This is a genomic window from Sulfuriferula multivorans (genome assembly GCF_003851125.1).
Lineage (GTDB): Bacteria > Pseudomonadota > Gammaproteobacteria > Burkholderiales > Sulfuriferulaceae > Sulfuriferula > Sulfuriferula multivorans.
On record NZ_BGOW01000016.1, the window covers coordinates 25,246 to 44,433 of the forward strand.

22 protein-coding genes are annotated in these 19,188 nt (G+C 57.2%); 20 read left to right on the forward strand and 2 right to left on the reverse strand.

Annotated elements, in window-relative coordinates:
• Complete coding sequence (locus tag EI185_RS09545) at positions 1-486, forward strand: protein YgfX (RefSeq protein ID WP_124704921.1); 486 nt, start codon at positions 1-3, stop codon at positions 484-486.
• Here the strand turns inward: EI185_RS09545 and nadB are convergent.
• Positions 428-2,047: an L-aspartate oxidase gene (gene nadB, locus EI185_RS09550; protein ID WP_124704922.1), complete on the reverse strand. Its 1,620-nt coding sequence runs from the start codon at positions 2,045-2,047 to the stop codon at positions 428-430. The genes EI185_RS09545 and nadB overlap by 59 nt on opposite strands.
• Before the next feature lie 205 nt (positions 2,048-2,252).
• Here nadB and rpoE point away from each other — a divergent pair, with 205 nt between their 5' ends.
• The 14 genes from rpoE to pdxJ all read left to right on the forward strand — a co-directional run bounded on the left by rpoE (position 2,253) and on the right by pdxJ (position 12,882).
• Positions 2,253-2,852 carry an RNA polymerase sigma factor RpoE gene (gene rpoE / locus EI185_RS09555; protein ID WP_124704923.1) on the forward strand — a complete coding sequence of 200 codons (600 nt, stop codon included), beginning with the start codon at positions 2,253-2,255 and terminating at the stop codon, positions 2,850-2,852.
• 11 nt (positions 2,853-2,863) lie between these two features.
• Positions 2,864-3,388, forward strand: a complete 525-nt coding sequence (locus EI185_RS09560) for a sigma-E factor negative regulatory protein (protein ID WP_189836360.1) — start codon at positions 2,864-2,866, stop codon at positions 3,386-3,388.
• 8 nt (positions 3,389-3,396) lie between these two features.
• Positions 3,397-4,230, forward strand: a complete 834-nt coding sequence (locus tag EI185_RS09565) for a MucB/RseB C-terminal domain-containing protein (protein ID WP_223247768.1) — start codon at positions 3,397-3,399, stop codon at positions 4,228-4,230.
• Positions 4,209-4,343, forward strand: a complete 135-nt coding sequence (locus tag EI185_RS18355; protein ID WP_262982386.1) for a hypothetical protein — start codon at positions 4,209-4,211, stop codon at positions 4,341-4,343. Before EI185_RS09565 ends, EI185_RS18355 begins: the two co-directional genes overlap by 22 nt.
• Positions 4,340-4,816, forward strand: a complete 477-nt coding sequence (locus EI185_RS09570) for a SoxR reducing system RseC family protein (RefSeq protein ID WP_124704926.1) — start codon at positions 4,340-4,342, stop codon at positions 4,814-4,816. Before EI185_RS18355 ends, EI185_RS09570 begins: the two co-directional genes overlap by 4 nt.
• On the forward strand, positions 4,813-6,216 hold the full coding sequence (locus EI185_RS09575) for a DegQ family serine endoprotease (protein ID WP_189836361.1): 1,404 nt from the start codon (positions 4,813-4,815) through the stop codon (positions 6,214-6,216). The genes EI185_RS09570 and EI185_RS09575 overlap by 4 nt, the downstream gene beginning before the upstream one ends.
• Positions 6,213-6,464 (forward strand): glutaredoxin family protein, encoded by a 252-nt coding sequence (locus EI185_RS09580; protein WP_124704928.1) that lies wholly within the window; start codon positions 6,213-6,215, stop codon positions 6,462-6,464. The genes EI185_RS09575 and EI185_RS09580 overlap by 4 nt, the downstream gene beginning before the upstream one ends.
• Positions 6,465-6,521: 57 nt before the next feature.
• Positions 6,522-8,318, forward strand: a complete 1,797-nt coding sequence (lepA, locus tag EI185_RS09585; protein ID WP_223247771.1) for a translation elongation factor 4 — start codon at positions 6,522-6,524, stop codon at positions 8,316-8,318.
• A 35-nt stretch (positions 8,319-8,353) separates the two neighbouring features.
• Positions 8,354-9,160: a signal peptidase I gene (gene lepB, locus EI185_RS09590; protein ID WP_124704930.1), complete on the forward strand. Its 807-nt coding sequence runs from the start codon at positions 8,354-8,356 to the stop codon at positions 9,158-9,160.
• A gap of 10 nt (positions 9,161-9,170) precedes the next feature.
• Positions 9,171-9,557, forward strand: a complete 387-nt coding sequence (locus tag EI185_RS09595) for a DUF4845 domain-containing protein (protein ID WP_124704931.1) — start codon at positions 9,171-9,173, stop codon at positions 9,555-9,557.
• A 15-nt stretch (positions 9,558-9,572) separates the two neighbouring features.
• Positions 9,573-10,259, forward strand: coding sequence for a ribonuclease III (gene rnc / locus EI185_RS09600; RefSeq protein WP_124704932.1), 687 nt, complete (start codon positions 9,573-9,575; stop codon positions 10,257-10,259).
• A gap of 106 nt (positions 10,260-10,365) precedes the next feature.
• On the forward strand, positions 10,366-11,262 hold the full coding sequence (gene era / locus EI185_RS09605; RefSeq protein WP_124704933.1) for a GTPase Era: 897 nt from the start codon (positions 10,366-10,368) through the stop codon (positions 11,260-11,262).
• Between the two features lie 124 nt (positions 11,263-11,386).
• Positions 11,387-12,145, forward strand: coding sequence for a DNA repair protein RecO (recO, locus tag EI185_RS09610; RefSeq protein ID WP_124704934.1), 759 nt, complete (start codon positions 11,387-11,389; stop codon positions 12,143-12,145).
• Complete coding sequence (gene pdxJ / locus EI185_RS09615; protein ID WP_124704935.1) at positions 12,142-12,882, forward strand: pyridoxine 5'-phosphate synthase; 741 nt, start codon at positions 12,142-12,144, stop codon at positions 12,880-12,882. The genes recO and pdxJ overlap by 4 nt, the downstream gene beginning before the upstream one ends.
• Here the strand turns inward: pdxJ and EI185_RS18040 are convergent.
• The gene (locus tag EI185_RS18040) at positions 12,868-15,609 is read right to left on the reverse strand and encodes a bifunctional diguanylate cyclase/phosphodiesterase (protein ID WP_189836362.1); all 2,742 of its coding nucleotides are present in this window, start codon (positions 15,607-15,609) and stop codon (positions 12,868-12,870) included. The two genes, pdxJ and EI185_RS18040, sit on opposite strands and share 15 nt — an antisense overlap.
• Positions 15,610-15,876: 267 nt before the next feature.
• On the opposite strand from EI185_RS18040, the gene EI185_RS09625 reads away from it, so the two are divergent.
• From EI185_RS09625 to EI185_RS09645, 5 genes are all read left to right on the forward strand, one after another.
• Positions 15,877-16,065 carry a YgaP family membrane protein gene (locus EI185_RS09625; RefSeq protein WP_124704936.1) on the forward strand — a complete coding sequence of 63 codons (189 nt, stop codon included), beginning with the start codon at positions 15,877-15,879 and terminating at the stop codon, positions 16,063-16,065.
• 73 nt (positions 16,066-16,138) lie between these two features.
• Entirely contained in the window at positions 16,139-17,263 is a 1,125-nt protein-coding gene (locus tag EI185_RS09630; protein ID WP_124704937.1) for a M14 family metallopeptidase, read from the forward strand.
• Positions 17,264-17,369: 106 nt separating this feature from the next.
• The gene (locus EI185_RS09635) at positions 17,370-17,702 is read left to right on the forward strand and encodes a hypothetical protein (protein ID WP_124704938.1); all 333 of its coding nucleotides are present in this window, start codon (positions 17,370-17,372) and stop codon (positions 17,700-17,702) included.
• 220 nt (positions 17,703-17,922) lie between these two features.
• Positions 17,923-18,483, forward strand: a complete 561-nt coding sequence (locus EI185_RS09640) for a DUF805 domain-containing protein (RefSeq protein WP_124704939.1) — start codon at positions 17,923-17,925, stop codon at positions 18,481-18,483.
• A 6-nt stretch (positions 18,484-18,489) separates the two neighbouring features.
• On the forward strand, positions 18,490-19,173 hold the full coding sequence (locus EI185_RS09645; RefSeq protein ID WP_223247769.1) for an RDD family protein: 684 nt from the start codon (positions 18,490-18,492) through the stop codon (positions 19,171-19,173).
• Positions 19,174-19,188: the final 15 nt, after the last annotated feature.

The window sequence follows — 19,188 nt, forward strand, 5'->3', positions numbered from 1 at the left end:
ATGAAATGGGAATCCGAATGCGCTTATTCTACAATCATCGCCATGAACTTGCCGCCTTTACGCATCAATGTGTATTTATCGCGCCGCTTGATGGGCATGCTGATCGTCATGCATGGTGTTGCAGTCTGGGCTGTATGGTGGGCGTTTCCGGAAGGGTGGATGCGTGTATCAGGCAGTCTGGTGCTGCTGGCAAGTCTCGCTTACAACTTGATGCAGCATTCGCGCAGGCGTTTTACCGGGCTGGAACTGGATGCCGACGGCACGTTTCGCCTGCGGCGCGATGACACCTGGCAGACAGCTCGTTTGCTGGATGCCTTTGTGACCCCCGCGCTGACGGTATTGCGTTTGCGGCTGGAGGATGGCAAAACGGTGGCATTGACGCTGCTGCCGGATAGCCTGGCAGGCAACGATTTCCGTCGCCTGCGCGTCAGTCTAAAGTGGGGAGGTCGCACGCCCCCGGACACACCCGGCCCGGTCGCGGATTGAGCACGGTGTTGCCGGTGACCGGCAGCATGTCCGGGTAGTCGCGGCTAAAGTGCAATCCGCGCGATTCGCGCCGCAACTGGGCAGAGCGCACGATCAGATCGGCGGTGAGCACCAGGTTGCGCAATTCGATCAGGTCGTTGCTGACGCGGAAGTTGCGGTAATACTCGTTGATTTCTTCATTCAGCAGCCGGATTCGGCTGGCGGCGCGTGCCAGGCGTTTATTGGTGCGCACGATGCCGACGTAATCCCACATGAAACGGCGCAGCTCGTCCCAGTTATGGGAGAGCACGATTTCTTCGTCGGCGTCGGTGACGCGGCTCGCGTCCCATTCCGGAATGTTTGCTGGCGGCGCGCCGGCGCTCGCCAGAATATCTTCAGCAGCGGCACGGCCAAATACCAGGCACTCGAGCAATGAGTTGCTGGCCAGCCGATTGGCGCCATGCAACCCGGTGCAGGCGACCTCGCCGACTGCATACAGCCCGGTGAGATCGGTGCGCGCCGCCAGATCGGTGACCACGCCACCACAAGTATAGTGCGCAGCGGGCACCACCGGGATTGGCTCGCGCGTGATGTCGATGCCCAGCGCGCGGCAGCGCTCGTAAATGGTAGGGAAATGCTCGAGGATGAACTCTGCCGGCTTGTGCGAAATGTCCAGATAGACGCTGTCGAGGCCGCGTTTTTTCATCTCGAAGTCAATCGCGCGCGCCACGATGTCGCGCGGCGCCAGCTCGGCACGCGGGTCATGCGCGGCCATGAAGCGTGCACCGTCGGGCAATTTGAGCAGCCCGCCCTCGCCGCGTACCGCTTCGGTAATCAGGAAGGATTTGGCATGCGGGTGATACAGGCAGGTGGGGTGGAACTGGATGAACTCCATGTTCGCCACCCGGCATCCGGCGCGCCAGCCCATGGCAATGCCGTCGCCGGTGGCGACATCGGGGTTGGTGGTGTACAGGTAAACCTTGCCCGCGCCGCCGGTGGCCAGCACGGTATGGCTGGCGGCGAAGGTCTTGACCTGGCCGCTGACATTATCCAGTGCATACACTCCATGGCAGGTGCGGTCGTCACGCCCGAGTTTGTCACCGGTGATCAAGTCGATGGCGATGTGGTGTTCGAGCAGGGTGATGTTGGGATTGTCGCGGATCTGGGTACACAGGGTTTTTTGGACCGCCCGGCCGGTGGCATCGGCGGCGTGGATAATGCGGCGCGTGCTGTGGCCCCCCTCGCGGGTGAGATGAAATCCGGTCGAACTGGCTGCATCGGCGGTAAACGGCACGCCCATTTCCACCAGCCACTGTACCGCGGCCTGGCCGTTCTCCACCACGAAACGCACGGCGCGTTCATTGCAGAGACCCGCCCCCGCCACCAGCGTGTCACGGATATGCGCCTCGATCGAGTCATTATCGGCGAGCACTGCGGCAATGCCGCCCTGTGCCCAGACGCTGGCCGAATCCTGCAGTGTTTTTTTGGTCAACAGGGTAACCCGGCGCTGCTGTGCCAGATGCAGTGCGGTGGTCAGTGCAGCCAGACCACTGCCGATGATAAGTACGTCGGTGCGCTCCATATTGACCTGTATTAACCTGCCGGAAATTAGGGTGCGGCAAGGATAGCAGAGCGTTATGCGGCTGAATACCCATTTTCGGAAGCCGCAACGGAACTTCGTTATGGATAGGACTGTCTCTCTCGCGCAAGAGGCATGCCGGTGCAGCATTGCCTTGGCCGCAGGTATACTACGGCACTACAACAGGAATCAGGGATGAAGACTCACGATGAGTGATCGCGATGTCGATCAACTGCTGGTGGAGCGGGTGCAGCGCGGTGACAAGCGGGCTTTCGATTTGCTGGTGATTAAATACGAGCGGCGTCTGGCTCGGTTATTGTCGCGCTTTGTGCGCGATGCAGCCGAGGTGGAGGACATCTCGCAGGAGGCGTTTATCAAGGCCTATCGCGCCTTGCCGTCATTTCGCGGGGAATCGGCTTTTTACACGTGGCTATACCGAATCGGTATCAACACGGCTAAAAACTACCTGGTATCGCGCGGACGGCGTGCGCCCACCTCCACCGAGTTCGATGCCGAAGAAGCGGAGGGTTTTGAAGATGCAGATGGCTTGCGTGATCTCAATACGCCAGAGAACGAACTTCTCTCCAAAGAGGTTGCCCAAGTTGTGAATGCAGCAATGGCGGATTTGCCAGAGGATTTGCGCACTGCGATTTCGCTGCGCGAGATGGAAGGGATGAGCTACGAAGAGATCGCCGAGATCATGGGTTGCCCGATTGGTACGGTACGATCCAGAATTTTCCGCGCGCGTGAGGCAATTGCAACGCGCCTACGCCCGATTTTGGGCACCAGCAAAGATACAAGATGGTAAGGAGTAACACTATGCAAAATTCTGCACTAACTACTCATCAAAGCAAGCCGCTTACTGAAGACACCACGCTGTCTGCGCTTGTCGACGGTGAGCTGGATCATCAGGAAACCGTGCGTATTCTGGAAACCCTGAGCCAGGGCGCAGACTGGCGCGCACGCTGGCAGAGCTACCACATCATCGGTGACTGCCTGCGCAATACCCCTGCGCTAAAATCCGATCTGGCAACGCGGATCAACCTGTTGCTGGCAGAGGAACCCACTGTGCTGGCGCCACGACGTTCGCTGATGACGCGCTTTGGCATACCTGGTGCAGCCTCGCTGGCGGCGGTGATGCTGGTGGCATGGGGAGCTGTCAATCTGATGCAAAACGGTACCCAGCCTTTTAGCGGCAATCAATTGGCGGCAATCAGTCCTGGTCAGTCTTCTTCCAATACGCAGGATGACATGAATGATTATGTAGCGGCGCACCGTGATTTTTCACCCGGAGCAATGCTTGCCAACGCTTCGTTTGAAGTCCCGGCGGATCCCGCACGATGAGATGGTGGTTGATTTGGTTGTGGCTGGCGGCGATGCCGCTGGCCAATGCGGCAGGGAGCGCCTATCCGGGTGATCTGGTTGCATGGCTGAATCAGGTGGCAGCTGCCGCCGAGAAACTCAATTACACCGGAACCTTCGTGTATCAACACGGTTCCACAGTCGAAGTTTCCAAAGTATCGCATCGCGTCGACAATGGCGTCGAAATGTCCAAAATCGATGTGCTGTCGGGGCCGCCCCATGCCTATGTGAGCGTCAACGACGAAGTGGTCTGCTACATACCGGACGGCGATCGAGTCAAGGTGGAAAAACGCCATCGCCACAAGTTTTTTCCAGCACTGTTGCCGGTACCAGCCTCTGCGTTGGCAGAACAATACACCTTGAAGCCATTGGGTCATGCCAAGGTTGCCGGACACGACTGCGTGGGCGTCATGCTGGTCCCCAAGGATGAATACCGGTATGGCTATATATTGTGGGCGGATGCTGCCACCGGGCTGTTGATGAAAGCGCAGCCGCTGGATGCCGACAGCAAGCCCACCGGACAATTCGCGTTTACCCAGGTGAGCATCGGCGGCGCGCCACGCGAAGCTTTCAGTTCCGGGTTTGACGACAAGAAAACCGTGCAGGTGGCAAGTGAAGATACCTATGGATTGACTGACTGGCGCGTTAAACAGTTACCTGCCGGGTTTGCCAAAGTGATGGAAGCGCGGCGCATGTTGCCCGGCAAGAAAACCCCGGTGGTGCAACTGGTTTATTCGGATGGTCTGGCTACGGTATCGCTGTTTATCGAGCCCTATGCCAATCTGGTCAATCCGTGCGCGGCTTGTCCACCCGCAGTCTGCTGAATGTCTACGCACGTCCGGTGGGTAAATACCAGGTTACTGCATTGGGCGAAGTGCCCTCTGAAACGGTGATACAGATGGCCGATAGCCTGGTCAAGCAAGGCGAGACCAAATGATCGAAACCCAGGCCAGGGTGCTGGAGGTTGAATCAGGGGCGGCATTGGTCGAGCCAATGGAGCCATCGGGTTGTTCCGCCTGCGGTACCAAGGGCGGCGGTTGCGGTGCGGACCGCATTGGTCAGGTATTTACCCTGCGCAGCAAGCGTTACCGGGTACTCGACCCGCGTGGCAGCAAGGTGGGTGATGCCGTGGTGATCGGTGTGGCTGACGGCGCGGTGTTGCGTGGATCCGGCGCGGTGTATTTGGTGCCGCTGCTACTTGTTTTTATGGGCGCCATGCTGGCCAGTCATTTCGCACCGCTGGCAAATAGCGATGCCTGGTCGATAGCCGGCGCCGGAACCGGTTTTGTACTGGGCACTATCTGGCTGTTGTGGTTTAGTCGTAGGGCCGCACGCGATGCCCGTTTTCAGCCAGTAATCTTACGTGCGGTAAATGACAACTTGTTCGTATTAAAGGAACTTGGATCATGAAAAAAGCGGTTTGGGTATGGGCATTATGGTTAATGTTGACGACCTTTGCATGGGCGCGCGATTTACCTGATTTCACCGGGCTGGTGGAGAAATACGGCCCCACCGTGGTAAACATTACCAGCACTCAGCTGGTCAAATCCGGCAGCCAGGGACAGGCGATGTCCGAACAGGACATGCTTGAATTTTTCCGCCGTTTCATGCCGCCGGGTTCTGTGCCGGATGGCGCCATGCCGCCGCCACAGAATCAAGCGCCGAGTGAAGTGCCGGTGCGCAGCAGCGGCTCGGGTTTTATCATCAGTCCCGACGGTTATATTCTGACCAATGCCCACGTGGTGGACGGTGCGGACGAGGTGACGGTCAAACTCACCGATCGGCGCGAGTTCCGTGCCAAGGTTATCGGTTCGGACGATAGCAGCGACGTCGCGCTCATCAAGATCAACGCCACCAACCTGCCACAGGTGGTGATTGGCAAGCCGGATCAGATCAAGGTGGGAGAGTGGGTAATCGCAATCGGCTCGCCTTTCGGGTTTGAAAATTCGGTCACGGCAGGGATCGTCAGCGCTACCGGCCGTGCGCTGCCGAGCGACAATTATGTGCCCTTCATTCAGACCGATGCGGCGGTGAACCCGGGTAACTCCGGTGGGCCACTGTTCAACATGAAGGGCGAAGTGATCGGAATCAATTCGCAGATTCTGTCGCGTTCGGGCGGTTACATGGGTTTGTCATTTGCCATCCCCATTGATGTGGCCATGCAGGTCGCCGACCAACTCAAGACTCAGGGCAAAGTCAGTCGCGGGCGTTTGGGAGTGGTGATTCAGGAGGTCAATGCCGGCAATGCCGAAGCGTTTGGTTTGCCCAAGCCCGCCGGAGCACTGATATCCGGGGTGGAAAAAGGCAGCCCGGCGGAGAAGGCCGGGGTGCAGGTGGGCGATGTGATCCTCAAGTTTGATGGGAAAACCATTAATCGCTCGTTTGATTTGCCGCGTCTGGTAGCTGCCACCAAGCCAGGCAGCAAGGCTGAGATGGAAGTGTGGCGCAATCGCGCGCCCAAAAACATCAGCGTCATCGTGGGGGCGCTTCCCGATAAAAAAACGGCCTCAGGCAAACCGGCGAAAACAACCAGCATACCCAATAAGGTCGGCTTGGTGCTCGCCGATATCGGCGAAGCCCAACGGCACACTCTGGGAGTTAGCCACGGCGTTCGGGTTGAAGAATCCCAGGGCGCCGCAGCGAGTGCCGGTATCCAGCCAGGAGATGTGATTCTGGCGGTGAGCAATGTGCCGGTGAAAAACGTTGCCCAATTCGACAAGCTGCTGGCAGAGGCGGCAGCCAGCAAGCGTGTGGCCCTGTTGGTCAAGCGCGGTCCGGATACGGTGTACATACCATTGCGTATGCCATGAGCCAGGCCGTATTGACGGTCTATCTGCGGCGCTACTGCCATCTGTGTGACGACCTTCTGGCGGCATTGGCACCACATCAGGCGCGTTCTGGTTTTAGTGTGCAGGAAGTGGATATTGACCTCGATCCAGCCCTGGAAGCCCGTTATGGCACGCTGATTCCGGTGCTTTGCGGGCCGGACGGCGTGGAAATCTGCCATTATTTTCTGGACGAAGCCGCACTTGCTGATTGTTTGGGGAAAATCCGTTAAAATTCACGGCTGTTGAGCATTCCGGGCACACGCAGTGTGCCTTTTTTATTGATTGTGTTGATGAAAAACATCCGTAATTTTTCCATTATTGCCCATATTGATCACGGCAAGTCCACCCTGGCTGACCGTATCATTCAGCTCTGCGGCGGTTTGTCCGAACGCGAGATGGAAGCACAGGTGCTCGACTCCATGGATCTGGAGCGCGAACGCGGCATTACCATCAAGGCTCAGACTGCCGCGCTGGAATACAAGGCGCGTGACGGCCAGTTGTATCAGCTGCATTTGATTGATACGCCCGGCCATGTCGATTTTTCCTACGAAGTGAGCCGTTCGCTGTCCGCCTGCGAGGGCGCGCTGCTGGTGGTGGACGCCTCCCAGGGCGTGGAGGCACAGACCGTGGCCAACTGCTATACCGCGACCGAGCTGGGTGTGGAAGTGGTGCCGGTGCTGAACAAGATTGACCTGCCTGCCGCCGAGCCTGATCGGGTGATTCAGGAAATTGAGGACATTATCGGCATCGACGCCCACGACGCGGTGCGCGCCTCGGCCAAGACCGGGCTGGGAGTGGAAGACATACTTGAAGCGGTGATTGCGAAAATCCCGCCGCCGCAAGGCGATCCGGAAGCGCCGCTGAAAGCGCTGATCATCGACTCATGGTTCGATAATTATGTCGGCGTGGTGATGCTGGTGCGGGTGGTGGATGGCGTGCTGCGCCCCAAGGAAAAAATCCGCCTGATGGCCACCAACTCGGTGCATCTCACCGAACAGGTGGGCGTATTTACCCCCAAGGCGCGGCAACGCACCCAATTATCCGCCGGGGAAGTGGGTTTTATCATCGCCGGTATCAAGGAGCTCAAGGCTGCCAAGGTGGGTGATACGGTGACGCTGGATGCCCGGCCTGCCGCAGAGCCTTTGCCCGGTTTCAAGGAAATCAAGCCGCAGGTGTTCGCCGGACTGTATCCGGTGGAATCGCACGATTACGACTCGCTACGCGACGCGCTGGAAAAGCTCAAGCTCAATGATGCTTCGCTGCAATACGAGCCGGAAGTGTCACAGGCGCTGGGTTTTGGCTTCCGCTGCGGCTTTCTCGGCCTGCTGCACATGGAAATCGTGCAGGAACGGCTGGAACGCGAATACGACATGGACCTGATCACCACCGCGCCCACGGTGATCTATCAGGTAGTGATGAAAGACGGCAGCACGATCCACATCGAGAACCCGTCCAAGTTGCCGGACCTGTCCAGTATCGAGGAAATCCGCGAGCCGATCATTACCGCCACCATCCTGGTACCGGAGGAATATCTGGGCAATGTGATGACGCTGTGCACGCAGAAACGCGGCGCACAGACCAACATGCAGTACATGGGGCGGCAGGTCATGCTCAATTACGACATGCCGATGAACGAAGTGGTGATGGACTTTTTCGACCGGCTCAAGTCAGCCACGCGCGGTTATGCCTCACTCGATTACGATTTCAAGGAATTCCGCGCAGCCGATCTGGTCAAGCTCGATATTCTGGTAAATAGTGAGAAAGTCGATGCGCTGTCGCTGATCGTGCACCGTGCCACCAGCCAGTACAAAGGTCGCGAGCTGGCGTCAAAAATGCGAGAACTCATCCCGCGCCAGATGTTCGACGTCGCCATTCAAGCCGCCATCGGTGCGCAGATCATCGCGCGGGAAAACGTCAAGGCGTTGCGCAAGAATGTGCTGGCCAAGTGTTACGGGGGCGATATCAGCCGCAAGCGCAAGCTGCTGGAAAAACAGAAGGCAGGCAAGAAACGCATGAAACAGGTGGGTAATGTGGAAATCCCGCAGGAAGCTTTTCTGGCGATTCTGCAAGTGGGTGATAAATAGTCGGTCATTAATCTATCAAGCAGTAAGGGAGCAGTATGGACTTCGCACTTATCATGTTTGTCGCGCTGGTCATCACCGGGGTGATCTGGTTGCTGGACAGTCTGTTTTTCAAAGCTAAGCGGCCCAAAGACGCCAAGTTGCCGGTATTGACCGAGTATGCCAAGAGTTTCTTCCCGGTCATCCTCGCAGTATTCATGCTGCGTTCGTTCCTGGTCGAGCCGTTCAAAATACCATCCGGTTCGATGATACCGACCCTGCTGGTTGGGGATTTCATTTTGGTGAATAAATATACCTACGGCATCCGTCTGCCCATTATCAACAAGAAAATCCTCAATGTGGGCGAGCCTAAAGAAGGGGATGTGATGGTGTTCCGTTACCCAAAAGATCCGTCGCTTGACTATATCAAACGGGTGGTCGGCGTGCCCGGCGATACGGTGACCTATCGTAACAAGCGGCTCACCATCAATGGCAAACCCCTGGTGACAATCAATGACGGTTCTTATAACTATATTGGCAGGGGGCTGAACTATGTCAGCACCGAGCAGTACAAGGAGCAGCTCGGCCAGCATTTGCATGAAATCATTACCCAGTCAGACCGGCCCAGCATCGATTTGAGCCAGGTGGACAGCCAGTTTCCGTACCGCGAAAATTGCGATTACAATGATGCAGGTTTCACCTGCAAGGTGCCTCAGGGTTATTATTTCATGATGGGCGATAACCGCGACGACAGCACCGACAGCCGCTATTGGGGCTTTGTGCCGGATCGTAACATTGTCGGGAGAGCCTTCATGGTCTGGTGGAATTTCGATGATCTCAAACGTATCGGCCACATGATTGAATAAGGAAAATATCATGCACAAGCAAAAGGGGGCAACGTTGATCGGAATGCTGTTTGTGGGCATCATGATCGTGTTCGCGGCGATCGTCGTCATGAAAATAGTGCCGGCTTACATCGAGTATTATTCAATCAAAAAAGTATTCAGCGCCATGGCCGCCGACCCGGCGATGAAAGATGCCACGAATGACGATGTGCGCTTGTCCTATGCGCGCCGCTCCGGCATTGACAATATTACTGCGGTTAAATCGGAGGATCTGGACATCTCGCGCACCGGAGGCCAGCTGGTTGTCTCCGCCAAGTACCGGGTGGACAAACCATTGTTCGGCAATCTGGGCCTGTATATGGATTTTGCCGCCTCGACTGCGCCGGAGGCTTCGACTGCGCCGGACGCCGCGCAATAGTGCGAAGCACAGCATTTGACTGCGATTGAACAGGCGATAGGCTATACATTTCGCCAGCCGCACCACCTGCATCAGGCGTTGACGCATCGCAGTTTCGGCGCGCCGCACAACGAACGCCTGGAATTCCTCGGCGACAGCGTGCTTAACTGTGCCGTCGCGCACCTGCTGTACGTGCATTTTCCCGATTTGCCGGAAGGCGTGTTATCCCGTTTACGCGCCAACCTGGTGCGCCAGCAAAGCCTGTTTGAAATTGCCGTCACGCTGGGCCTGGGGACGCTGCTGAAGCTGGGTGACGGGGAAGTGAAAAGCGGTGGCCGCAATCGGCCTTCCATACTCGCCGATGGACTGGAATCGCTGTTCGGCGCAATTTTTCTCGACGGCGGTTTTGCCGAAGCGGAACGTGTCATTCATGCGCTGTATGCCCCGCAACTGGCGGATATCGATCCCGAGTTGCCTGCCAAGGACGCCAAGACGCTGCTCCAGGAAATCCTGCAAAGCCGCCGCCTGCCGCTACCCGCTTATGAACTGGCCGGTACCATGGGCGATCCCCATGCGCAAACTTTCCGGGTGACCTGCAGTATTCCGGCACTGCAGATTTGCACCCAGGGTGAAGCTGCCAGCCGCCGCGCCGCAGAACAAACAGCCGCACAAGCCGCCTATAATCTGATAGTCGTTGCAGGTAAAAATTCCGGCAACGCTTAAATTCAAAAGCGATTGGCCGCAAAGAACGCAGCGAGAAGCGATCAGCAAAGATTTGCGCTGAGGCTTACGTGTTCTCTGTGGCGGAAAGCTCTAAACGGGATACGAAATGCATACAGCAGCGCCAGACTTCCGTACCGGTTACATCGCCATAGTCGGCCGCCCCAACGTGGGCAAATCCACGCTGACCAATCACATTGTCGGCGCCAAGGTCAGCATCACCTCGCGCAAGGCGCAGACCACGCGTCACCGCATCCACGGTATTCACACCACGCCGGATGCGCAGTTTATTTTCGTTGATACGCCTGGTTTCCAGACCAAATACAGCAATGCGCTCAACCGCGGTATGAACAAGACCGTGGTGGACGCCCTGCGCTCCACCGACGTCGTGCTATTCGTGCTGGATGGCACCCACTTCGACGCGCGCGACCGTCAGGTGGTGGCATTGCTGCCGCGTGACATGCCGGTGATCCTGGTGTTGAACAAGCTGGATCTGATCAAGGACAAAGACCAACTGTTGCCATTTATCGCGCAGATGAGTGAAGTGTTCCCGTTTGCCGCCGTGGTGCCGTTGTCGGCTTGCGATGGCGACAATGTGCCGGGCTTGCTGGGAGAAATTCGCAAGCACCTGCCTGAGGCGCCGCCGATGTTTGGCGAAGACGAAATCACCGACAAGAGCGAGCGTTTTCTGGCCGCTGAAATCGTGCGCGAAAAAGTGTTCCGCCTGTCCGGCGAAGAGGTGCCATATTCCGCCAGCGTGATTATCGAAAAATTCGAGCAGGAAGGCGAGATGCGCCGCATTTTTGCCGGTATTCTGGTCGACAAGCCCAACCAGAAAGGCATCCTGATCGGCCATCAGGGTGCCAAGCTCAAGGAAATCGGCACCGCCGCGCGTCTCGACATGGAAAAACTGTTCGGCGGCAAGGTCTATCTGGAGCTGTGGGTCAAGGTCAAAGGCGGCTGGGCTGACAGTGAACGCATATTGAAACAGCTGGGTTATGAATGAACGTTAAGGACAGCTTCGGCCACAAAGAGCACCACAGCGGTTTTTGCGAGTTGGACGACGCGTCGCCCATCCCTGCGAACCCCATTTCCTCCGTGTGCTCTGTGGCAAAGTATTTTTTCAGAGCATGAACGCACGCCCCGCCACACTTGCCCCGGAACGCAGCCGCGTCGACAACGCCGCAGGCTTTGTACTGCATAGCTACCCGTTCCGTGAAACCAGCCTGATTGTGGAAACTTTCACCCATGCATACGGAAGGGTCGCTCTGGTAGCGCGCGGCGCGCGTCGGCCACGCTCGCAATTGCGCGGTCTGGTGCAGTCGTTTACGCCATTGCTGCTGTCGTGGGCCGGCAAGGGTGAGTTGCGCACGCTGCACCGCGCCGAGTGGCAGGGCGGCCTGGCGTTACCGCAGGGCATGGGGCTGCTGTGCGGATTTTATATCAACGAACTGATGCTGAAATTGCTGGCGCGCGAAGATCCGCACGAGAACCTGTTCGCCGATTACCAGGCCGCGTTGCAGGCCTTGTCCAGTCCGATGCCGCAAAGCGCCTACGCCGCCATTCTGCGCCGTTTTGAAAAACGTCTGCTGGCAGAACTGGGCTACGCGCAGCCATTCGAATTCGAGGCGGATTCCGGGCAGGCTGTGCGGGCGCAGCAGGACTATGTCTATGTGCTCGATCGCGGTGCGCTGCCTGTCCAACGCGCCAATGGTCACGCTGACATGCGGTTGTCCGGCAAGACCCTGCTCGATATGGCGGCAGACGATTACCGTGACCCGGTTACCCTGACGCAAAGCAAGCAGCTGATGCGGCTTATTATCAACCATCACCTGGGCGGGCAAATCCTGCATGCCCGTGAACTTCTAAAGGATTTGCAACAGCTATGATCCAGCTCGGCGTCAACATCGACCACATCGTTACCATCCGCCAGGCACGCGGCACGCGCTATCCGAGCCCGGTACAGGCCGCGCTGGTGGCTGAATCCGCCGGTGCGGACGCGATTACCCTGCACCTGCGCGAGGACCGCCGCCACATCCAGGACCACGATGTGGATACCTTGAGCCGAGTGCTCACCACGCGCATGAATCTGGAAATGGCGGTGACCGACGAGATGCTCGGCATCGCCTGCCGCGTCATGCCGCAGGACGCCTGCCTGGTGCCGGAGCGACGCGAGGAGCTCACTACCGAAGGCGGGCTGGACGTGGCCGGCCAGCTTGACAAGGTCAAGCGTGCCTGCGGCGTGCTGGGCGAGGCCGGAATCCGTGTTTCGCTATTTATCGATGCCGATCCGCGCCAGCTCGACGCCGCACGCGCCTGTGACGCGCCGGTGGTGGAAATTCATACCGGCCGTTTTGCCGATGCACACAGCCGCGCAGATCAGGCCGGTGAATTACAGCGTATTGTCGCGGCGGTGGAATATGGCAACCGTATTGGCTTGCAGGTGAATGCCGGGCACGGCCTGCACTACCATAATGTGCAGGACATTGCCGCCATCCCCGGTGTGGCGGAACTCAATATCGGCCACGCGATTGTCGCGCATGCCCTGTTCGTGGGCTGGGAAGCAGCGGTGCGCGAGATGAAGCGGTTGATGCTGGCCGTCGCACCAGAGTCACGCGGCGGTTAAGCCTTGGAAGTGCGCTTGCGCTGACGAGAATTGGCTTATCACTGAGGGTAAAAGCCGTTGCGCAAACTCCTCGAAGTCGTCTATGGGTAAGGGCCGGCTGAAGAAATAACCCTGATAGGCATGGCAGCCTGAGCTCGCCAGAAAGTCTCGTTGCGCCTCTGTTTCAACTCCTTCTGCGATCACACCCAGCCCCAGGTTCTGGGCGAGCGCTACGATGGTTCTGGCTATGGCAGCATCGTTGGGGTCGCTGAGCACATCGCGCACAAATGACTGGTCGATCTTTAAATGATCCAGCGGCATGCGCTTCAGGTAAGACAACGAAGAATATCCGGTACCGAAATCATCAAGTGAGAAGCCCACGCCCTTGGCCTTCAGCGCGAACATTTTCTCGATAATGTCCTGCACGTTTTCTACCAGCAGGCTTTCGGTCAGCTCCAGTTTCAATCGATGCGGATTGGCACCCGTGTTTTTGAGCGTTGACAGCACTTGATCGACGAAATCGGCCTGGCGGAATTGGTGTGCACTGACATTCACCGCAAGAGTGAGATCAGCCATCCTGGGTTGGCCGGCCCATACGGCTAATTGGGTGCAAGCAGTTTCCAGAACCCATAGACCCAGTGGCAAAATCAATCTGGTTTCTTCGGCCAGGGGAATGAATTCGGCAGGAGATACCAGGCCGCGCTGGGGGTGCTGCCAGCGCACCAGTGCTTCGGCGCCGGTGACACGGCCTGCGCCGACCACCTGGGCCTGATAGTGAAGCCGGAATTGATTTTCCTCGATTGCCCTGCGCAAATCCGTTTCCATATTGACTCGCGCAACAATGCTGGCCTGCATGGCTGGATCAAAGAAATGAATGGCATTGCGCCCGGTTTCCTTGGATTTGTACATGGCGAGATCGGCCTGCTTCACCAGATCATCGATGCTCACGAAATGACCTCTGAACAAGGTGGCGCCGATACTCGGTGTAATGTGGTAAATCAAGCTGTTGAGCTGATATGCCTGGTTCAAGGCGGAGCGAATTTTTTCACAGACAGTTTTGGCTCGGGTGGCGGCATCTATTTCAGACATGCTCAGGTCCGCCAGCATGACCACAAATTCATCGCCTCCCAGCCGCGCCACGGTTTCCCCCGCACGAACGCATGCGGTCAGGCGTTGTGCAACCTGCTTCAGCAGCAAGTCGCCCATATCATGGCCGAGGGTATCGTTAAGGGTCTTGAAATTATCGAGATCGATCAACAGCAGCGCACCGAAACTGCCGCTGCGGGTACTGGTGGACATGGCCAGATTCAGGCGATCCAGCAGAAGTGTCCGGTTGGGCAGGCCGGTCAACTGGTCAAAGAAGGCCAGTTCATTGATCTTTTCTTCGGCTTGCTTGCGTTCGGAAATGTCGAAATGCGTACTGATGTAATGGGTGACGGTATGATCATCGTCCTTCACTGCAGAGATGGTGAGCCATTTTGGATAAACTTCGCCATTTTTGCGCCGGTCCCATAGCTCTCCCTGCCATCCACCGGTACGGTGGATGGCTTCCCACATCGATCGAAAAAAATCTGCGTCGTGGCGGCCCGAGTTGAGCAGGCGCGGTGTTTGACCCACAATCTCCGCAGGCGTGTAGCCCGTGGTCTCGGTAAATGCCTTGTTGATGCGCAAGATGACCCCTTTGGCATCGGTCACCATCATGCTTTCCTGCGATTCAAAAGCTGCCGCGGCTATGCGGAGTTGAGCAATATTGCGTTGCTGGGAATCGACCATGGCATTGAATTCCTGTGCCACGGCCGCGATTTCACTTGGACCTTCAGTTGCTGCCCTGACCCCGAAGTCCCCACCCTGAACTGCTTGCGCAGTCCTTTCCAGTTCCGCCACCGGTTTGGCAATCCGGCGTGCAATGGAAATGGCTAGAGCAAACAGCAAGACAATGACGGCCAGTACGATAGCCGAGGCGGTTATCGCACGCTGTCTGGCTTCGGCGTAAATCGTCGACACGGGGACGCCCACATAGGCAATCCACCCTGCTTCCGGCATCGACACCACCGAAAAGTAACGCGTTACGCCGTCCGCCGCCCGGCTTTCAAATTCGCCATTAGCTGTTTTGACAATCTGCCTGGCCGCATCCGCTTTCGGCCGCGTACCCATGGCAGCCTGGTCAGAATCGCGCCAGACCAGCATGCCATCCTGACTGAAGAAGCCGTAGTGGCTCCCGGGTGGCAGCATATGAGCGGGAATCCTTGGATCAAGGACTTGCAGGTCGAGGGGCAGATTGACCGCCCCGACCATTTCGCGACGTTCGTTCCAGATCGGTGCGGTCAGAACGGTGACCCACCTGTGGGAAATCGGACCAAAAAACGGCTGCCCAACGCTGAAGCGCCTCTCCTTCAGGAACTTCTGGAACCAGGGTGTTTTTCCGACATTAAGCCGTTTACCGTTTGGTTGCAGTAACGCTGAACAGATCCCTTGGCCGTGCATGTCCGTATACCCAATGTTGGCGTAGTGCGGATTCAGAATCAGCATGTCCTCCAAAACTCTATCGCAGTTTTTCGGATCAATCTGCTTGATGAACAGGCGAGATGCAAGGCGTTCGAGAAGCTGGCGATTATCGGCAATCCTGCCGCCCGTGTTACTGGCCATGGTACTCACCAGTGTTCGCAGTGAAGTCTTGGTATAAGCGATGGTCTGCTGCATGTCGGAATAAATGACATAGCCTACGGTCGCCACGAGCGGAACGGACACTGCCAGGACCAACAACAGGAGATGGGTTCGGATCGAAAATGTGCGCACGGTCCTATATACCCCGGCAGATTGTATTCATATGACCTTAACGGTGCGAACAAGCATTTTCTGTAGTGCGGGATGCTCCAATCCAGGCAGGTGATTCTTTGGTGCCAGGTTAAGGTGTCGCGATGGGCAGATTCAAGTCAGAACTTGCTGGTGTTGGTTACGACACATTTGCCAACATGTGCTTTAATGAAGATTCCATCCACCCGCAAGGAGTTCACCATGAGCTGTAATGTTGGCGGCATTGACCGCGTACTTCGCATCATTGTTGGCATTGTGCTCATTGGCCTGGCGGCCACGGCCAAGATTGGCTGGTGGGGCTACATTGGTGTGGTGCCGCTTGCTACTGGACTGATTGGCTGGTGCCCGGCCTATTTGCCATTCGGCATCAAAACCTGCAAGACCAAGTAATTTTGTGTATTTTCAAGAGGCGATGCCGCTGGCGTCGCCTTTTTTATCATGATGTTTGATCCAGTATTCTGCCATGCACATTTCCAGCCAGTTTGATTCCGGCGCGATTGAAATTCTCGCCGCCGCCGACCCTGCCGACATCCGTCTCAATATCCGCAGCGACAGTGCCGCCGAATTCCGCCAGTGGTTCCATTTTCGTGTGAGTGGCGTCGCCGGACAGGCGCTGGTGATGCGCCTGCTCAATGCCGGTGACTGCACTTACAGCGACGGCTGGCATGGCTACCAGGCCATCGCCAGCTACGACCGCCGCCACTGGTTTCGCGTGCCCACCGCATACGACGGTAAAGTGCTGACTATCAGCCACACTGCCGAGTGTGACAGCGTTTACTACGCCTATTTCGAACCGTATTCATGGGAGCGCCATCTCGACCTGATTGCCCAAGCGGTACCGGAAATGCGCGTCATGCATCTGGGCAGCAGTTTGCAGGGCCGGGATATCGACAAGCTCAGCTGGGGCAGCGGTGCGCAGCAAGTGTGGATCATTGCGCGCCAACATCCGGGCGAAAGCATGACCGAATGGCTGGTCGAGGGATTGATCGAACGCCTGCTCGACCCCGCCGATCCGGTGACGCGCAAGCTCGCGCAACTGGCCACGCTGCATATCGTACCCAACATGAACCCGGACGGCGCAGCGCTGGGCAATCTGCGCAGCAATGCAGCGGGCGCCAATCTCAACCGCGAATGGATGGCGCCCAGCCTGGAAAGAAGTCCGGAAGTACTGCATGCGCGACAAGCCATGCACGATAGCGGCGTGGATCTGTTTCTGGATATCCACGGCGATGAGACCATTCCGTATGTGTTTGTCGACGGTTGTGAAATGATCCCAGGTTATGCGGCCAGTCTGGTGGCGCAACAGGAAGCATTTCTCGCGCGCCTGCTGCAGATCAGCCCGGATTTTCAACGCGAACACGGTTACGCGCCGGATCGCTTTTCCGATGAGATGCTCACCCTCGCATCCAAATATGTGGGGCATGCCTTCGGCTGCGTATCGCTCACCCTGGAAATGCCGTTCAAGGACAACGCCAACCTGCCAGATCCGGAACATGGCTGGAGTGCTGCGCGCAGCAAACGGCTGGGTGCGGCCTTGCTGGAAGCGGTATTGGCGCATTGCATAGACAGCAAGCCTGAAACGATTTGACACGACTTGATACACAATCCTGTCCCCCATCGGCTCGCCCGAGCGCGTTATCTGTAGTGTGGTTGCACATGATCACATCATCCATTTACAGACAGGAGATACCGCAATGTTTAAATCCACTTTGATTGCTTTAGGTGCCGTACTTGCCATCGCCGCACTTCCCGCCGCCTACGCTGCGGAAGGCGACATCCATCACGATGTGCAGGCAGCCCATGCCGGACAACGTGTCGTGCGTCAGGACGTGCGCGACATCCACCAGGACCGGCGCGAACTGCGCCATGAAAAACGCGAGGGAGATGCTGCAGGCGTTGTCAAGCAACGTCATGAGCTTGCCCATGACCGGGCCGCGCTGCATCATCATCGCCGCCATCTGCGCCATGTCCGTCATGATCTGCATCATGACCGCATGGAACACCATCACGACAGGCACGCCGGCTAAAGCGGGTTTCAGCTGGTAAAAAGCCGCACCATGGTGCGGCTTTTTTTATCTTCCTCCATTCTGTTTATGCTGCGGGTATACAGACGAAACAGGCGTGGTGTATTCTGCGCAAGGCATGATGGATGCGCGTTCATGCATGACACATATAACAAAGGCGCCGGGTAAGGTTCAAATCCGGGCGCCTTAAAAACCAATAATTGCATCAGGGAGAGAATACGCGATGAATTCGGCCAATCCATATCAGGTTCCACAATCCAATGTCGACCATCAAGGTCAGGACGATTATTCCGAAGTAAAAGTCTTGTCGATCAGCGGTCGAATCGGGCGGCTAAGATATCTGGGTTACTCCATGGGCTACGGCATGCTCATCTACCTGGCTTTCGCAGCGATAGGTGGCGTAGCGCTTGCCCTGGGATTGCCGCGCGGGATATTCATGGGAATGGTGGGGATCGGCTATGTCCTGGCCATGGTGTTGTCCATCATGCTCACGATTCAGCGTGCGCATGATTTCGACAAAACTGGCTGGCTGGCGCTGCTGGTCTTCATTCCATTGCTCAACCTGATCTTCTGGTTTGTACCCGGTACCGAAGGCGAGAACCGCTTCGGCAAACAAACGCCGCCTAATCGCGGCGGATTGGTATGGGTGGTCGTTGCGATATTTGCCATAGCGATGATAGGCATTCTTGCGGCAATCGCGATCCCGGCGTACCAGTCTTATGTGCATAGGGCGCAAGCCGCTGCACAAAACAATCTGCCCGCACCCGCTGCCCAATCCAGGTAGTTTGTCTTGCTGGATACCTATCGTGCGATAGAGACGCCGGAAGGCGTCGAGCTGAGACTGCGCGCGGCCGGTCCGGTGGTGCGCAGCCTGGCCTGGATGATCGATTTGCTGATTCGTGGCGGCGTATATATTGTGCTGGCCATCGTGTTGTCCAAGCTCGGCAAGTTCGGCTGGGGATTGCTGCTGGTCGGTTTGTTTTTGATTGAATGGTTTTATCCCGTGCTGTTCGAGGTATATCGACACGGGGTGACGCCGGGCAAACGCGCCATGGGGCTATGTGTGGTCAACGATGACGGCACCCCGGTGGGCTGGTCGGCTTCGATGATCCGCAATCTCCTGCGCTACGTGGATTTTCTGCCTGTTCTGTATGGTTTCGGGCTGATATCCATGCTGCTTCATCCCGATTTCAAGCGCCTTGGCGACATCGCCGCAGGGACGCGCGTGGTGTATCGGGATGCCAAAACGAAGGCGGCCGCCATACCTGCCGTTCCAGCCCGGCCGCCCCATTTCACGCTTAATCTGGAAGAGCAGCGTGCGGTGATCAATTTCGCCGAGCGGTCTCGGGAATTGTCGCCGGAACGTATGGAAGAGCTGGCGGACATCGCATTCCCGAACAGCGAAAACCAGCGCAATAGCGGCATCAGCCAACTGCATGCCACGGCCAACTGGCTGCTGGGCAAGAAAAACTAAGCGGCCGATGAAACA

Bases quoted from the DNA above. Each gene is read 5' to 3' on its own strand.
- EI185_RS09630 (WP_124704937.1), top strand. From the start codon at position 16,139: ATGCACATTTCCAGCCAGTTTGATTCCGGCGCGATTGAAATTCTCGCC.
- EI185_RS09625 (WP_124704936.1), top strand. From the start codon at position 15,877: ATGAGCTGTAATGTTGGCGGCATTGACCGCGTACTTCGCATCATTGTT.
- EI185_RS09545 (WP_124704921.1), top strand. From the start codon at position 1: ATGAAATGGGAATCCGAATGCGCTTATTCTACAATCATCGCCATGAAC.
- recO (WP_124704934.1), top strand. From the start codon at position 11,387: ATGAACGCACGCCCCGCCACACTTGCCCCGGAACGCAGCCGCGTCGAC.
- EI185_RS09635 (WP_124704938.1), top strand. From the start codon at position 17,370: ATGTTTAAATCCACTTTGATTGCTTTAGGTGCCGTACTTGCCATCGCC.
- EI185_RS09640 (WP_124704939.1), top strand. From the start codon at position 17,923: ATGAATTCGGCCAATCCATATCAGGTTCCACAATCCAATGTCGACCAT.
- lepB (WP_124704930.1), top strand. From the start codon at position 8,354: ATGGACTTCGCACTTATCATGTTTGTCGCGCTGGTCATCACCGGGGTG.
- nadB (WP_124704922.1), bottom strand. From the start codon at position 2,047: ATGGAGCGCACCGACGTACTTATCATCGGCAGTGGTCTGGCTGCACTG.
- EI185_RS09570 (WP_124704926.1), top strand. From the start codon at position 4,340: ATGATCGAAACCCAGGCCAGGGTGCTGGAGGTTGAATCAGGGGCGGCA.
- EI185_RS09575 (WP_189836361.1), top strand. From the start codon at position 4,813: ATGAAAAAAGCGGTTTGGGTATGGGCATTATGGTTAATGTTGACGACC.
- EI185_RS09595 (WP_124704931.1), top strand. From the start codon at position 9,171: ATGCACAAGCAAAAGGGGGCAACGTTGATCGGAATGCTGTTTGTGGGC.
- EI185_RS09580 (WP_124704928.1), top strand. From the start codon at position 6,213: ATGAGCCAGGCCGTATTGACGGTCTATCTGCGGCGCTACTGCCATCTG.
- EI185_RS09560 (WP_189836360.1), top strand. From the start codon at position 2,864: ATGCAAAATTCTGCACTAACTACTCATCAAAGCAAGCCGCTTACTGAA.
- era (WP_124704933.1), top strand. From the start codon at position 10,366: ATGCATACAGCAGCGCCAGACTTCCGTACCGGTTACATCGCCATAGTC.
- pdxJ (WP_124704935.1), top strand. From the start codon at position 12,142: ATGATCCAGCTCGGCGTCAACATCGACCACATCGTTACCATCCGCCAG.
- rpoE (WP_124704923.1), top strand. From the start codon at position 2,253: ATGAGTGATCGCGATGTCGATCAACTGCTGGTGGAGCGGGTGCAGCGC.